The organism is Pseudomonas sp. TE6283, assembly GCF_054060555.1.
On the sequence record NZ_JBSSDH010000030.1, the window covers coordinates 14,926 to 30,553 of the forward strand.

At 64.8% G+C, this 15,628-nt stretch carries 10 protein-coding genes; 5 read left to right on the plus strand and 5 right to left on the minus strand.

Features of this window, described 5'->3' with window-relative positions; translation table 11 throughout:
• Positions 1 to 142 precede the first annotated feature (142 nt).
• From ACVWZ5_RS24430 to ppsA, 4 genes are all read right to left on the minus strand, one after another.
• Positions 143 to 1,138 (minus strand): zinc transporter ZntB, encoded by a 996-nt coding sequence (locus ACVWZ5_RS24430; RefSeq protein ID WP_062574644.1) that lies wholly within the window; start codon positions 1,136 to 1,138, stop codon positions 143 to 145.
• 25 nt (positions 1,139 to 1,163) lie between these two features.
• A complete protein-coding gene (gene rraA, locus ACVWZ5_RS24435) occupies positions 1,164 to 1,655 on the minus strand; it encodes a ribonuclease E activity regulator RraA (protein WP_023630330.1) in 492 nt (163 codons plus the stop codon).
• Positions 1,656 to 1,776: 121 nt separating this feature from the next.
• Positions 1,777 to 2,769, minus strand: coding sequence for an alpha/beta fold hydrolase (locus ACVWZ5_RS24440; protein WP_084941219.1), 993 nt, complete (start codon positions 2,767 to 2,769; stop codon positions 1,777 to 1,779).
• 136 nt (positions 2,770 to 2,905) lie between these two features.
• Positions 2,906 to 5,281, minus strand: a complete 2,376-nt coding sequence (gene ppsA / locus ACVWZ5_RS24445; protein ID WP_028692935.1) for a phosphoenolpyruvate synthase — start codon at positions 5,279 to 5,281, stop codon at positions 2,906 to 2,908.
• Positions 5,282 to 5,459: 178 nt separating this feature from the next.
• On the opposite strand from ppsA, the gene ppsR reads away from it, so the two are divergent.
• Complete coding sequence (gene ppsR / locus ACVWZ5_RS24450; RefSeq protein ID WP_028692934.1) at positions 5,460 to 6,278, plus strand: posphoenolpyruvate synthetase regulatory kinase/phosphorylase PpsR; 819 nt, start codon at positions 5,460 to 5,462, stop codon at positions 6,276 to 6,278.
• Between the two features lie 86 nt (positions 6,279 to 6,364).
• Here the strand turns inward: ppsR and ACVWZ5_RS24455 are convergent, their stop codons facing one another.
• Positions 6,365 to 11,230, minus strand: coding sequence for an NAD-glutamate dehydrogenase (locus ACVWZ5_RS24455; protein WP_062574647.1), 4,866 nt, complete (start codon positions 11,228 to 11,230; stop codon positions 6,365 to 6,367).
• A 270-nt stretch (positions 11,231 to 11,500) separates the two neighbouring features.
• Between ACVWZ5_RS24455 and ACVWZ5_RS24460 the strand changes: the two genes are divergently transcribed.
• The 4 genes from ACVWZ5_RS24460 (at position 11,501) to ACVWZ5_RS24475 (ending at position 15,454) form a co-directional block, all read left to right on the plus strand.
• Positions 11,501 to 11,854: a hypothetical protein gene (locus ACVWZ5_RS24460; RefSeq protein WP_028692932.1), complete on the plus strand. Its 354-nt coding sequence runs from the start codon at positions 11,501 to 11,503 to the stop codon at positions 11,852 to 11,854.
• Positions 11,855 to 12,072: 218 nt separating this feature from the next.
• Positions 12,073 to 12,783 (plus strand): FadR/GntR family transcriptional regulator, encoded by a 711-nt coding sequence (locus ACVWZ5_RS24465; RefSeq protein ID WP_062574648.1) that lies wholly within the window; start codon positions 12,073 to 12,075, stop codon positions 12,781 to 12,783.
• Between the two features lie 102 nt (positions 12,784 to 12,885).
• On the plus strand, positions 12,886 to 14,079 hold the full coding sequence (gene lhgO, locus ACVWZ5_RS24470) for an L-2-hydroxyglutarate oxidase (RefSeq protein ID WP_062574649.1): 1,194 nt from the start codon (positions 12,886 to 12,888) through the stop codon (positions 14,077 to 14,079).
• Positions 14,080 to 14,125: 46 nt separating this feature from the next.
• Positions 14,126 to 15,454 (plus strand): MFS transporter, encoded by a 1,329-nt coding sequence (locus ACVWZ5_RS24475; protein WP_062574650.1) that lies wholly within the window; start codon positions 14,126 to 14,128, stop codon positions 15,452 to 15,454.
• The last annotated feature ends 174 nt before the right edge of the window (positions 15,455 to 15,628 follow it).

The window sequence follows — 15,628 nt, forward strand, 5'->3', positions numbered from 1 at the left end:
AATGTTTCAAATTGCCTCAGCTGGCCACTATTCAGGGGCCGCTGCGCGCCCCATCGCGACACAAGGCCGCTCCCACAGGCAAACGCGATCCCTGTAGGAGCGGCCTTGTGTCGCGATGGGCTGCGCAGCAGCCCCTTCGATGTCAAACCCACCGCAACCGCCGAAACAACCACCACTGCCCTGCTGCCAGCCCCAGCACGACGATGCAGGCGAACAGGAAGCCATAGGGGTTTTGCGCACCGGGAATACCGCCGACATTGATCCCCAGCAGCCCGGTAATAAAGCTCATGGGCAGGAAGATGCAGGTGATGATACCGAACCGGTACATGGTCCGGTTCATCCGCTCGCTGCGCCGCCGGTCCTCGCTTTCCAGCACCAGCGCGGCGCGCTCGCGGGCCAGCTCGAGCTCTTCGAGGTAGCGGATCAGGCTGTTGTTCAGCTCGTTCCAGTAGTCCCCATCGGCATCGGCGAACCAGCTGTATTTATTGCGCGACAGCTGGGCATAGATGTCGCGCTGTGGCGCGAGGAAACGCCGCAGGCCGGCGGCGCGGCGACGTATCTGCTGCAGGCTGCCCTGGGCCGGAGAATACCGTTCGTCGGATTCTGCCTTTTCTTCTTCCAGATCGACCGCTTCTGACAGGTCACTGACCAGCGCCTGGACCTTTTCGGTCAACAGCTCGCCCATCAGCAACAGCAGTTCGGAGGCAGTCTTCGGCCCCCTGCCCTCGTCCAGTTGCTGCAAGACCTCGTCACTCGCCCGCAGGGGCCGCAGACGCAGGGAAATGACCCGCCGCGCCTCGGCGAAGATGCGCACCGAGACCATGTCCTCGGGCTCGGCGCCTGGGTTGAGGTTGACCCCGCGCAGGAACAGCAGCATTTGCTCGTCGGCCAATGGCAGCAGGCGCGGGCGGGTGTTCTCCTCCAGCAGCAGCTCGCAGGCGAACTCGCTCAAGCCGCTGTCGTGAAGCAACCAGGTGCGGGTCTGCGGGTGACTGCGATCCCAGTGCAGCCACAGGCTTTCCTGGGGCTGCAATTGCAGGTCGTCCAGCTCGGTGCGGGCGATCGAGCGCGCGCCACCCTTGCCATCGAGCACCAGGGCATGCACCAGGCCCCACTGCGCGTTGTCTTCCTCGAACATCAAAGCTCCATCGGTGTACGGCGCGTCACTCGGGCATCTTCAGCGGGCTTGGCGAGACCAGCACGCCGTTGTTGTCGGCATACACGTACTCGCCCGGGCGGAAGGTCACGCCGGCGAAGGTCACCGCGACATTGAGGTCGCCGATGCCGCGCTTGTCGGTCTTCATCGGGTGACTGGCCAGGGCCTGGATGCCGACATCGGTCTGCGCCAGCACGTCCACGTCACGCACGCAGCCGTAGATCAGCAAGCCTTCCCAGCCATTCTTCGCAGCCTTCTCGGCGAGCATGTCGCCCAGCAGCGCGCGGCGCAGCGAGCCACCACCGTCGACCACCAGGACCTTGCCCTTGCCGTCGAGCTCGACCTGCTCCTTCACCAGCGAGTTATCCTCGAAGCACTTGATGGTGACGATCTGGCCACCGAACGAGTCGTGACCGCCGAAGTTGCTGAACATGGGTTCGAGCACCTGGACCAGGTCCGGGTAGGCGTCGCACAGGTCGGGCGTTACGTAATGCTGCATGGGAAACTCCTGTCAGTCACAACGAAAGCGGATGTGGAGCAAGGCTACACCGCAGGAGGCCGGCAGTCATCCGGGACCGAGCAGTCAGTTCGCCTTTACCTGCGAAGATGCCGACACGCAATCAATTGGCGGGCACCGGCTCCATCACCACCGTCGAGGCATGCACCGGCACCCGCGGATCCCTCAACCAGCGCTCCACCAGCGGCCACACCTGGGTTTGCGCCGCCTTGCTGACCAGCATGTCGACATGCCCGAAGGCCTCGAAGCCCTCCTCGCGCCCCAGGCGCAGGAACTGCCTGGCGTCACCGCCGAACTGCTCGAACAGCTTGCGACAGGCCCACACCGGGTCCTGGAAGTCGCCGGCCCCGGCCACCGCCAGTAGCGGCACCTCGACCTCGGCCAGGCCCGCCCACCAGTCCTTGTCCTTGTCGCCGAAGCGGCCGAACAGGCCATTCCAGCGCAGGCTCTCCAAGGCCAAGCCGATGGGTTCGTCCTCAGGACCACGCTTGAGGCGCGAGCCCGAGATCTGCGCGAAGCGCTTGAGCAACACCCGCGCGCCCCACTCCACCGGCGGCACTTTCAGCGGCCAGTAGACCCGGCTGACCTGGGTGCCGAACAGCGCCGCACTGGCCACCAGCGCGGTATCCAGGTAACCGCTGCCCAGGGCCGCCGCCAGGGTGGTGCCACCCAGCGAGTGGCCGACCCAGTGCGGCGCCTGCCCGGCCTGCTCGCGAACGAAAGCGCCGATTACCGGCAGGTCGTAGCGGGCATAGTCGGCCACGCGGTTCTGCCGCCAGTCGCGGTTGCGCGGCGACAGGCCATGGCCGCGCATCTCCGGGATCCACACATCGAACCCGGCGCGGGCCAGGTAGGCGCCCAGGCCGATGCCCTTGGGCGAGTACCAGAAGCGCCGGTTGGAGAAACTGCCGTGCAGGAGGATGACCGGCACGCCCTGCACGCGATCCTGGTCGGCCAGGCCCAGGCGGGTGACGGCCAGCTCGACGCTCGGGTCGGGGCTGTTGCCGGCCTTGATCCGATAGACATCTTCGCTGAGGTCGCCGCGGCGCTCGGCACTGAGCAACGCGACGGGGAATTGGGTGGAGCTGCTTTGCATGGGTTCACGAAAAAACAGGTGACTTGAACGTGGGAGCGGGCTTGCCCCGCGATTGAGCCAGACCTGCAGACACTGCTGTCCCATCTGGCGCTATCGCGGGGCAAGCCCGCTCCCACAGTGTGTTGCCTTCAGCGCATCAGGCCGCGCCCTGGCCCTCGGCCAGGAAGAACCAGGTCTCGAGCACCGAGTCCGGGTTCAGCGACACGCTCTCGATGCCCTGCTCCATCAGCCACTTGGCCAGGTCCGGGTGGTCCGACGGGCCCTGGCCGCAGATGCCGATGTACTTGCCGGCCTTGTTGCACGCGGCAATGGCGTTGGCCAGCAGCTTCTTCACGGCCGGGTTACGTTCATCGAACAGGTGGGCGATGATGCCCGAGTCGCGGTCCAGGCCCAAGGTCAGCTGGGTCAGGTCGTTGGAGCCGATGGAGAAGCCGTCGAAGTACTCGAGGAACTCTTCGGCAAGGATGGCATTGGACGGCAGCTCGCACATCATGATCACGCGCAGGCCGTTGTCGCCGCGGGCCAGGCCGTTCTCGGCGAGCAGGTCGACAACCTGGCTGGCTTCGCCCAGGGTACGCACGAATGGCACCATGATCTCGACGTTGGTCAGGCCCATCTCGTTGCGCACGCGCTTCAGCGCACGGCACTCGAGCTCGAAGCAGTCACGGAACGACTCGCTGATGTAGCGCGAGGCACCGCGGAAGCCCAGCATCGGGTTCTCTTCTTCCGGCTCGTAGAGCTTGCCGCCGATCAGGTTGGCGTACTCGTTGGACTTGAAGTCCGAAAGGCGCACGATGACCTTTTTCGGGTAGAAGGCCGCAGCCAGGGTGCTGATGCCCTCGACCAGCTTCTCGACATAGAAGCCGACCGGGTCGTCGTAGCCGGCGATGCGCTTGTCGACGCTTTCCTTCAGCTCCGGCGGCAAGCCGGCGTAGTTGAGCAGCGCCTTGGGGTGCACGCCGATCATGCGGTTGATGATGAACTCCAGGCGCGCCAGGCCGACACCGGCGTTGGGCAACTGGGCGAAGTCGAAGGCGCGGTCCGGGTTGCCGACGTTCATCATGATCTTGAACGGTAGTTCCGGCATGGCATCGACCGAGTTCTGCTTGACGTCGAAGCCCAGCTCACCTTCGAAGATGAAGCCGGTATCGCCTTCGGCGCAGGATACAGTGACGCCCTGGCCGTCTTTCAGGACCTGGGTGGCGTTGCCGCAGCCGACGACAGCCGGGATGCCCAGTTCACGGGCGATGATCGCCGCGTGGCAGGTACGCCCGCCGCGGTTGGTGACGATGGCGCTGGCGCGCTTCATCACCGGCTCCCAGTCCGGGTCAGTCATGTCCGAGACCAGTACGTCGCCCGGCTGGACCTTGTCCATTTCCGAGACATCGTTGATCACGCGGACCTTGCCGGCGCCGATGCGCTGGCCGATGGCGCGGCCCTCGACCAGCACGGTGCCTTTCTCTTTCAGCAGGTAGCGCTCCATGACATTGGCGCTGGAACGGCTCTTCACGGTCTCAGGGCGGGCCTGGACGATGTACAGCTTGCCGTCGTCACCGTCCTTGGCCCACTCGATGTCCATCGGGCGCTGGTAGTGCTGCTCGATGATCATTGCCTGCTTGGCCAGTTCGTTGACTTCGGCGTCGCTCAGGCAGAAGCGCGCGCGCTCGGCACGCTCGACCTCGACGGTCTTGACCGAACGACCGGCCTTGGCCTCGTCGCCGTAGACCATCTTGATCGCCTTGCTGCCCAGGTTGCGGCGCAGGATCGCTGGGCGGCCGGCCTGCAGGGTTTGCTTGTGCACGTAGAATTCGTCAGGGTTGACCGCACCCTGCACCACGGTTTCGCCCAGGCCGTAGGCGCCGGTGATGAACACCACGTCGCGAAAGCCCGACTCGGTGTCGAGGGTGAACATCACACCGGCGGTGCCGGTCTCGGAGCGGACCATGCGCTGCACGCCGGCGGACAGGGCCACCAGCTTGTGGTCGAAGCCCTGGTGCACGCGGTAGGAAATGGCGCGGTCGTTGAACAGCGACGCGAACACTTCCTTGGCCGCGCGGATCACGTTGTCGACGCCACGAATGTTGAGGAAGGTCTCCTGCTGGCCGGCAAAGGAGGCATCCGGCAGGTCTTCGGCGGTGGCCGAGGAACGCACGGCCACCGCCATGTTTTCATTGCCGCCGGCCATCTCGGCGAAGGCCGTACGGATTTCCGAATCCAGACGCGCCGGGAAATCGGCTTCCATCACCCACTGGCGGATCTGCGCGCCGGTCTTGGCCAGGGCGTTGACGTCATCGACGTCCAGCGCATCGAGCGCCGCGTGGATGCGGTCGTTGAGGCCACTTTGTTCGAGAAAATCGCGGTACGCCTGAGCCGTAGTGGCAAAGCCGCCCGGCACCGAGACACCGGCACCTGCGAGGTTACTGATCATCTCGCCCAGGGATGCGTTCTTGCCCCCCACATGCTCCACATCATGGACGCCGAGCTTATCGAGGGAAACTACGTACTCTACCAAGGTGATCTCTCCACTAACTGTATTGGAAAAGCTCAAGGGCGCCCGCCTGCCTGACTGACTGGGCCGGACGCTTGTGGCCTGGACCTGGAAAATAAGTGAGAATGCCGAGCAACCGCGTTCGGCAAACCGAACCTATCATATCCAGAAATCTTCGGCAGCTTAAGGCCCCCAGGTGCAAATGAAACGAACCGCGTTCTTCATCTCCGACGGTACCGGCATCACTGCAGAAACGCTGGGCCAGAGCCTGCTCGCACAATTCGAGAGCATTCCGTTCAATAAATTCACACGCCCCTACATCGACACGCTGGACAAGGCCCGGGCCATGGTCCAGCAGATCAACGCCGCGGCCGAGCGCGACGGGGTGCGTCCGATCATTTTCGACACCATCGTCAACCAGGACATCCGCGAGGTCATGGCCACGTCCAATGGCTTCATGATCGACATCTTCTCGACGTTTTTATCCCCGCTCGAGCAGGAATTGACCGCCCATTCGTCGTATTCCGTGGGCAAGTCCCACTCGATCGGCGGCAATTCCAACTACATGGAGCGCATCGAGGCGGTCAACTTTGCCCTCGACAACGACGACGGCGCGCGCACCCACTATTACGACAAGGCCGACCTGATCCTGGTCGGTGTGTCGCGCTGCGGCAAGACCCCGACCTGCCTGTACATGGCCATGCAGTTCGGCATCCGCGCCGCCAACTATCCGCTGACCGAGGACGACATGGAGCGCCTGCAACTGCCGGCGGTGCTGAAGAAGCACCACAGCAAGCTGTTCGGCCTGACCATCGACCCCGATCGCCTGACCGCCATCCGCCACGAACGCAAGCCCAACAGCCGCTACTCGAGCTTTGCCCAGTGCGAGTTCGAGGTGCGCGAGGTGGAGAACCTGTTCCGTCGGGAGAACATTCCCAACATCAACTCCACGCATTTCTCGGTGGAAGAGATCTCGGCGAAGATTCTGGTGGAGAAAGGCGTGGAGCGCAGGTTCAAATAACACACCGCCCCCACAGGGATTGTGCCAGCAGATATGAAAAAGCCCCGGCATCACTGCCGGGGCTTTCTTTTACCTCAACGCCAGGCTCAGGACGGAATCACCGCCGCCTGCCCGCTCATCGCCAGGTCGACCAGCTCGCGGTTGGCCACCGCGTACATCGCATAGTCGGTGCCGGTGGCATTGCGCAGGTCGTCGAGCATGGCGCGCCAGCGCTCGACCATCACCCGGTGCTGCTCGCACCACAGCGCCACCCGTGCATCCATGTCTTGCGGCGCGTCGGCCATCTGCAACACCGAGATGGTGATCGCCCGCTGCTGCAGGTCGATGTCGTCGCGGAACGCCTCGCGGGCCAGGGCCTGCCAGTTGTTCTCCACCGGCAGGTTGCTGATTTCCTGCAGGTACCAGGTCAGGTCCAGCGAGCTGCCCACGGCGAAGAAGGCCTTGGCCACCTGCGCCGGATCGTGACCGGTGACGTCCGAGGCCTCGATGATCGGCAACAGGGTGTACAGGTGGGTGGTGCCCGCCACCATGCGCGCCAGCAGTTCCGGCACGCCGGCCTCGACGAAGCCTTGGTAGCGGACCATCCAACGCTCACGGGTCGGACCTTCCAGCAACTCGTCCAGCTTCAGGCCCAACTGCGCGATCTTCGGCCCGAAGTGGGCGACATCGCGACCCGCGTCCTGCTCGTTGCGGCGGCTGCGCAGGAACCAGCGGGTGGCGCGGCGGCCCAGGCGCATCAGCTCGTCCATCAGGGTCAGCTGGATCTCGGCAGGGACTTGGTAGTCCAGAGCCTCGATCTGGCGGAACCAGTGCGGCAGGTGGAAGATGTCGCGCACGATCACATAGGCGCCGGCGACGTTCGCCGGGCTCATGCCGGTGGACTCCTTCAGGCGCTGGACGAAGGTGATGCCCATGTTGTTGACCAGGTCGTTGGCGATCTGGGTGCTGACGATCTCGCGCTTGAGGCGATGGCGGCGCATCGAGTCGGCGAACTTGCTTACCAGCGACGGCGGGAAGGCCGTTTCCATGTCACGGGTCAGGTAGTCGTCGTCCGGCACCAGCGACTTGAGCAGTTGCTCCTTGAGATCGATCTTACTGTACGAGATCAGCACCGACAGCTCGGCGCGGGTCAGGCCGTGACCGGCGGCCAGGCGCTCGGCCAGTTGCTCTTCGGTGGGCAGGAACTCGATGGCGCGGTCCAGCTTGCCACGGGCCTCGAGGTCGGCCATCAGGCGCTTGTACTCGGCGATTCGCTCGCGGGCGCGGCGGGCAGCCAGCGACAGCGCTTGCGTCTGCTTGTAGTTGTTGCCCAGCACCAGCCCTGCGACTTCGTCTGTCATGCTGCCCAGCAGCTGGTTGCGCTGCTTCTCGGTCATGTCGCCACCCTGCACCACTTCGTTGAGCAGGATCTTGATGTTGACCTCGTGGTCGGAGCAGTCCACGCCGCCGGCGTTATCGATGAAGTCAGTGTTGGTGGCGCCGCCGTTGAGGCCGAACTCGACCCGGCCGAGCTGGGTCATGCCCAGGTTGCCGCCCTCGCCCACCACCTTGCAGCGCAGCTCGTTGCCGTTTACGCGCAGGGCGTCGTTGGCCTTGTCGCCGACATCAGCGTGGCTTTCGCTGCTGGCCTTGACGTAGGTGCCGATACCGCCGTTCCACAGCAGGTCCACCGGCGCCTGCAGCAACGCGTGCAGCAGCTCGGTCGGGGTCAGGCGGTCGGCCTCGATGGCGAAGCGTTCCTTCATCTGCGGGCTGATGGCGATGCTCTTGGCGCTGCGCGGGAAGATCCCGCCGCCTTCGGACATGATGCTGGTGTCGTAGTCGCTCCAGGCCGAGCGCGGCAGGTCGAACAGGCGCTTGCGCTCGACGAAGCTGGTGGCGGGATCCGGATTCGGATCGATGAAGATGTGCAGGTGGTTGAACGCGGCCACCAGTTGCAGCTTGTCGGACATCAGCAGGCCGTTGCCGAACACGTCGCCGGCCATGTCGCCGACACCGACCACGGTGATCGGGTCTTCCTGCACGTTGATGCCGCGTTCGCGGAAGTGTCGCTGCACGCCGACCCAGGCACCACGGGCGGTGATGCCCATCTTCTTGTGGTCGTAGCCGGCCGAGCCGCCAGAGGCGAAGGCGTCGCCCAGCCAGAAGCCATAGTCGATGGCGATGCCGTTGGCGATGTCGGAGAAGGTCGCGGTGCCTTTATCGGCCGCCACCACCAGGTACGGATCGTCCTCATCGTGACGCACCACGTTGGCCGGCGGCACCACGCCACCGTCCTTGAGGTTGTCGGTGATGTCGAGCAGGCCGGAGATGAAGATGCGGTAGCACGCCACGCCTTCGGCGGCGATCTCGTCACGGCTGCCGCCCAGCGGCAGGCGGCGCGGCAGGAAGCCGCCCTTGGCGCCCACCGGCACGATCACCGAGTTCTTCACCTGCTGAGCCTTGACCAGGCCGAGCACTTCGGTGCGGAAGTCCTCTTCGCGATCCGACCAGCGCAGGCCGCCGCGGGCGACGTTGCCGAAGCGCAGGTGCACGCCCTCGACCCGTGGCGAATAGACGAAGATCTCGAATTTCGGCACCGGTTTCGGCAGCTCCGGGATCAGCTTGGGGTTGAACTTGAAGCTGAAGTACGACTTGTTCTGGCCGTTGGCGTCCGGCTGGTAGAAGTTGGTGCGCAGGGTGGCCTTGATCAGGTCCAGGTAGCGACGCAGGATGCGGTCCTCGTTGAGTACCTGGACCTCATCCAGGGCGCTGAGAATCGCCTGCTCCAGGCGCTGCTGCTTGTCGTCCAGGTCCTCCTGGGTCAGCTTGCGCGCCAGGTAGAAGCGGGTCTTGAACAACCGGGTCAGCTCGCGGGCGATGTCGGTGTGGTTGTTCAGGGTACTGGCGATGTAGCCCAGATCGAAGCCCAGGCGAATTTGCTTGAGGTAGCGGGCATAGGCGCGCAGCAGCGCCACGTCGCGCCACGGCAGGCCAGCAGTCAGCACCAGGCGGTTGAAGGCATCGTTTTCGGCGTCGCCCTTGACGATATGGACGAAGGCGTCCTGGAAGGTGTCGTTGAGCTGCTGGATATCAAGATTGAGGCCTTCGCTGTAGGTGAAGGCGAAGTCGTGGATCCAGAACTCGCGGCCGCTGGCGTGGCGCAGGCGGTACGGGAACTCGCCGAGCACACGCAGGCCGAGGTTTTCCAGGATCGGCAGCACGTCCGACAGCGCCAGCGGCGTATCGGCGTGGTACAGCTTGCAGTGCAGCTGGCGCTCGCCCAATTGGGTCAGCGGCTGGTAGAAGCTCATGGCCAGCGGCTTGGCTTCGGACAGGTTCAGCACATGCTGCATGTCGACCACGGCCGAGTGCGCGGCGAAGCGCTCACGATAGCCGGCCGGGAAGCCTTTCGGGAAATCGGCCAGGATGTTGGTGCCGTGGGCCTCGCCGAAGTTCTCCACCACCAGCGCCGAGAAATCGTCCTGCCACGAACGGCAGGCCTGGATCACTTCGTTTTCCAGCTGCTGCGGATCGATGTCGATGCGGTTCTTCGGGTCCACCCGCAGGATCAGCTGCACGCGGGCCAGCACCGACTCGGAGAAGAAGGTCCAGAACTCGCAGTCGGTGGCCTTCAGGCGCTCCATCAGCACCTGCTGGATCTTCTGCCGCACCTCGGTGGAGTAGATCTCACGTGGCACGTAAGCCAGGCAGTAGCAGAAGCGGCCGTACGGGTCCTTGCGCAGGAACACGCGGATCTTGTTGCGCTCCTGGATCTGCACGATCGACATGACAGTGCTGAGCAGTTCGTCGACCGGGGTCTGGAACAGGTCGTCGCGCGGCAGCACCTCGAGGACCTGGGCCAGCTCCTTGCCCAGGTGGGCTTTGGGGTCGAAGTTGGAACGGCGTTCGACCTCGGCGACCTTGCCACGGATGTACGGGATGGTGTGCACGCTCTCGCCGTACACCGACGAGGTGTACAGGCCCATGAAGCGGCATTCCTTGATGACCTTGCCGTCTTGGTCGATCTGGCGGATCGACACGTAGTCCGGGTACGCCGGGCGGTGCACGCGGCTTGGCTGCGAGGCCTTGGCGAACGACAGCAGGCGCGGCTCGCGCAGGTAGGCGACGGCGTAGTCCTCGATGCGCAGGTCGTCGGCGCCCAGGCCTGCGCGCAGCAGGCGGGCCAGGCCCAGGAACGAGGCCTCGTCGTAGACCAGGTGGCCGCCGTCGGCATCGGACTCGACAGTAAACTCTTCGTAGCCGAGGAAGGTGAAGTGGTTGTCCAGCAGCCACGACAGGAAGCTCTTGACCTCGGCCTTGTCGTTCTGCGCCGGGCCGAAGGCGTTCTGTTCCACCAACTCCAGCAGCTCGCGGATCTTGGCTTTCATCGGCTCGAAGTCGGCGACCACGCCGCGCACTTCGGCCAGCACCTGCTCCAGCTCCATGCTCAAGGTATTGAGCTCGGCGGCATTGGCGCAGCGGTCGATCTCCAGGTACATCAGCGACTCATGACGGACGCCCTCGCCCTGGGTGCCTTTTGGCAGCAGCTCGACCAGCTCGCCCTTGGCGCCGCGGCGCACGCTGAGCACGGTGGTCTGCAGGGTGTGGATGCTGTAGCCGCGGCGGTTGAGTTCGGTGCGCACCGAGTCGACCAGGAATGGCAGGTCGTGGTGCAGCACCTCGACCACGGTATGGGTCGATTGCCAGCCGTGGCGTTCGTAATCAGGGTTGTAGACCCGCACCTGCGGGTGTTCGGGGTCGAAGCGCTCGATGATGCGCCAGGCGGACAGCGTGCAGCCGGCAAGGTCCGACAGCCTGCGCTGAGTGAGTTCGTCCAGAGAGATGATGCCGAAGAACTGCTCGGCGAACAGCGCCACTTGTGGCAGGGACTGTTCGCTGATGTGCTGCGCCAGGGCCGTCTGCAGTTGATGCTGGAAGTCGGCTTTGCTGGCTGCGGTGAAAAACGCCATCTGTGGTACTCCGCTTGGGCTTTGTTATAGGTGAAGCGTCGCGTACGTCCGCCGGTACGGATCAACGATAGCCAACCCGCGGCAAGCCGGACGGTAAAACCAGGCGTTGGACATGAACGTCATGTCCACCGACTGGGCAGCTTAACGACTGAACGGTCACCGCGGCTTGCAGCGCTGCGACAATTTCGGTCAATGCGCGGTAACTTTACGTTTATCGCGGCCGCCAAGGCTGTCAGAATTCCTTTCCTTTGCCATTGACCCGAGCCGCCCATGCAACTGAAAACCGCCCTGCTCTTCGCCACCCCCTGCGACGACGAGGAAGACAACATGGCGACCCTGTGCTGCCACAGCGACAAGGGCCAGATGTTCCTGCTGACCCGTTATCCGGACGAGGACACCGTCGACCTGACCCTGGATGACGAGCCGTCGACCCTGGACGGGCTGAAGGTGACCCTGAGCGCGCAGCGGCTGCTGATCGAGGTGGCGGCGGGGGATCGTGATGCGCTGAAGGGGGATGAAACGCTGGAGATCATTCTGACCAGCGCCGGAACCGACCTGGATGAAGTGAAGGAAACTTTGCAGAACATCCTTGCCGGGACCGGGACATTCGTGTCCGAAATCTGAGCTGTTACATCGCCTCTGTAGGAGCGGCCTTGTGTCGCGAAAGGGCCGCGCAGCGGCCCCAGGATCTCGGCGGCGAAGCAGAAATCGCCAGGGCCGGTATGCGGCCCTTTCGCGACACAAGGCCGATCCTACAGGGACCGCGCAAGCCTTCAGGAGATTGACAGGCCACTATCGAGACAGGCATTGTCTGACAACCTGACCAATAAGAACCCCTGTCCATGCTAGAGCTCCAGCGCCCCGACACCCTCGTCGAAAGGGTCGTCAGCGCCATCCGCGCCGAGATCGATTCCGGCCGCCTGGCCGCCGAATCGCGCCTGCCCACCGAACAGCAACTGGCTGAACAGCTCAATGTCAGCCGCTCGGTGGTGCGCGAGGCCGTGGCGCAGCTCAAGGCCGACGGGGTGCTGATCGCCCGCCGCGGGCTCGGCTCGTACATCTCGCAGACGCCCAGCGGCACGGTGTTCCGTTTCCCCGGCAGCCAGGGGCGCAAGCCGGACCTGGTGCAGATGTTCGAGATGCGCCTGTGGATCGAGACCCAGGCCGCCGCCATCGCCGCCCGCCGCCGCGACGCCGACGACCTCGAGCGCATGGCCGCAGCCCTGGGCACCATGGAAGACCCGCGCAGCGACTTCGCCACGGCCTCGGCCGCCGATGTGGCCTTTCACCGCGCCATCGCCGAAGCCAGCAAGAACGACTACTTCGTCGCTTTCCACGATTTCCTCGGCGGCCAGTTGGCCGCCGCCCGCCGCACCGCCTGGGAAAACTCCGCCACCCCCGCAGTGGGCGGTTCGGCCGATGCCCTGCGCGAGCACCGGGCACTGTACCAGGCCATCGCCGACGGCGACCGCCAGGCGGCTGCCGGCTGCGCCGAAGCGCACCTGCGCGCCTCGGCCAAGCGCCTGAAACTCGACCTTCCCGACCTCGACTGACTCCGGAGAACACCATCGCGACCTGGCGAGGCTTTCACGCGCACCACTTAGTCTGACAACCTGATAAGCAGATTCACCGACAAGAATACCAAGGTACCCTGCATGACCTACGACTACTGCATCATCGGCGGCGGCATCGTCGGCCTCGCCACCGCGATGGCCCTGCTCGAACGACGCCCCGGCGCTTCGCTGCTGATCCTGGAAAAGGAAGCAAGCCTCGGCCGTCACCAGACCGGCCACAACAGCGGCGTGATCCATGCCGGCATCTACTACGCCCCCGGCAGCCTCAAAGCCGACCTGTGCAAGCGCGGCGCCCAGGCCACCAAGGATTTCTGCAGCGCGCACGGCATCGCCTTCGAGGTCTGCGGCAAGCTGCTGGTGGCCTCCAATGACCTGGAGGCGCAGCGCATGCAGGCGCTGTACGAGCGCTCGCAGCAGAACGGCCTGAAGGTCGAGCGCCTGGATGCCGACGCACTTCGCGAGCGGGAACCGAACATCGTCGGCAAGGGCGCGTTGTTCCTCGATGCCACCGGAATCGTCGACTACCAGCAAGTGTGCGACGCCATGGCCAAGGTGATCGGCCAGGCCGGCGGCGAACTGCGCCTGTCCACCACCGTGCGCGCCATACAGGAACATGGCGACCACGTCGCGATCAGCGCCGACGGCAACACCTGGCGCGCCCGCCAGCTGGTGGCCTGCGCCGGTCTGCAGTCCGACCGCCTGGCGCGCCTGGCCGGGGTCAGGATCGACCATCAGATCATCCCCTTCCGCGGCGAGTATTACCGCCTGCCGGCGAGCAAGAACCAGATCGTCAGCCACCTGATCTACCCGATCCCCGACCCGGAGCTGCCGTTCCTCGGGGTGCACCTGACGCGGATGATCGACGGCAGCGTCACCGTCGGCCCCAACGCGGTGCTCGGCTTTGGTCGGGAGAACTACCGCAAGTTCTCGGTGAACTGGCGCGATGTCGCCGAGTACGCACGCTTTCCGGGCTTCTGGAAAACCCTCTGGAACAACCTCGGTTCCGGCACCACCGAGATGAAGAATTCGCTGTTCAAGCGCGGCTACCTGGAGCAGTGCCGCAAGTATTGCCCGTCCCTCGAAGTCGAGGACCTGCTGCCCTATGAAGCCGGCATCCGCGCCCAGGCGGTGATGCGCGACGGCACCCTGGTGCACGACTTCCTGTTCGCCGAGACGCCACGCATGGTGCACGTGTGCAATGCGCCGTCGCCCGCCGCCACCTCGGCGATCCCCATCGGCCAGATGATCGCCGAGAAGATTCTCCAGGCCCGCTGATCCACCCGCTGCATCCACAATTACAAAGACAACAAGGAAAACCTCAATGTCGGTACACGAAACGGCCCTGGCCGCGAGCGAAACCCCCGAACAGCAACGCAAGCGCCTGCGCAAGGTGGCGGCGGCGACCATTTTCGGCTCGATGCTGGAGTGGTACGACTTCTACCTCTACGCCACCATGGCGGCGATCGTCTTCTCGAAGATCTTCTTCGACCCGAGCAACCCGGCGGTGGCATCGCTGCTGGCGTTCTCCACCTTCGCCATCGGCTTTATCGCCCGGCCCTTCGGCGGCGTGCTGTTCGGCTACCTGGGCGATCGCTTCGGGCGCAAGCACGTGCTGGTGATCACCTTCTGCATGATGGGCCTGTGCACCATGCTGATCGGCCTGATCCCCGGCTACGCCACCATCGGCATATGGGCGCCGATCCTGCTGGTGATCATCCGCATCATCCAGGGCCTGGGCGCCGGTGCCGAACTGTCCGGCGCGGCGGTGACCTCCTACGAGCACGCCAGCGAAGGCAAGCGCGGCAGCCAGGGCGCCTGGCCGGCGCTGGGGTTGAACCTGGGCCTGCTGCTGTCGTCGCTGACCGTGTACCTGCTGACCATGAACGGCAACGAGTTCCTGCTGGCCGGCGGCTGGCGCATCCCGTTCATCGCCAGCATCGCCCTGGTGGCGGTGGGCCTGTGGGTGCGCAAGAGCATCCCCGAGACCCCGGACTTCAAGGAGCTGGACAAGGCCGACGACAAGCCGCAGGTGTCGCCGCTCAAGCTGCTGTTCCGGAACGACCTCAAGGGCCTGGCGGTGGTGTTCTTCGTGGCCGTGGGCTACAACGCCCTGAGCTACATCTTCAAGACCTTCTCGCTGGCGTACCTGACCCAGTTCAAGGGTGTCGAGGCGCATGTCACCTCGCTGTCGGTGACCTTGGCCAGCCTGGTGGCGATCTTTGCCGTGCCGTTCTTCGGCTGGCTGTGCGACAAGTGGAGCAGCAAGACCGTGCTGATGCTCGGCGGGTTGCTGTCGGCGCTGTTCGCCTTCCCGTTCCTGCAACTGCTGTCGACCGGCGAGCCGATGATGATCTACCTGGCCATTGCCGTGGGCACCGGGATCCTGGCGCCGATGATGTTCGCCCCGCAGGGCTCGTTCCTCAGCCGACAGTTCCCGACCCAGACCCGCTCGTCGGGGTTCGGCACCGGGCGCGAGGTCGGTACCGCCGTGGCCGGTGGCCTGGCGCCGCTGGGCGGGCTGGCGCTGGTGGCCGGGTCGGCGACTCACTCCACCGATGGCGTGGCGTTGATCCTCGCGGTGGCCGGGGTGCTGGTGGTGATGTTTGCGCTCCTTGACCAGGGCTGGCGGCATTCGAAGTCGAAGAATTAAGCGACACCAACGATCTTGATCTTGATCGCAAGGCTACCCCCTCCTCACTAGCGATAGCTACGCCAGCCCAGGCGCCGCCCGTAACTTCGCGACTTCAGGAGGCCGAACGCAGGCCTTGCGGAGGGAGGTGACGGGCATGGATGCCCGTCAAGCGCTGGGGCCCAGGATGGGCCC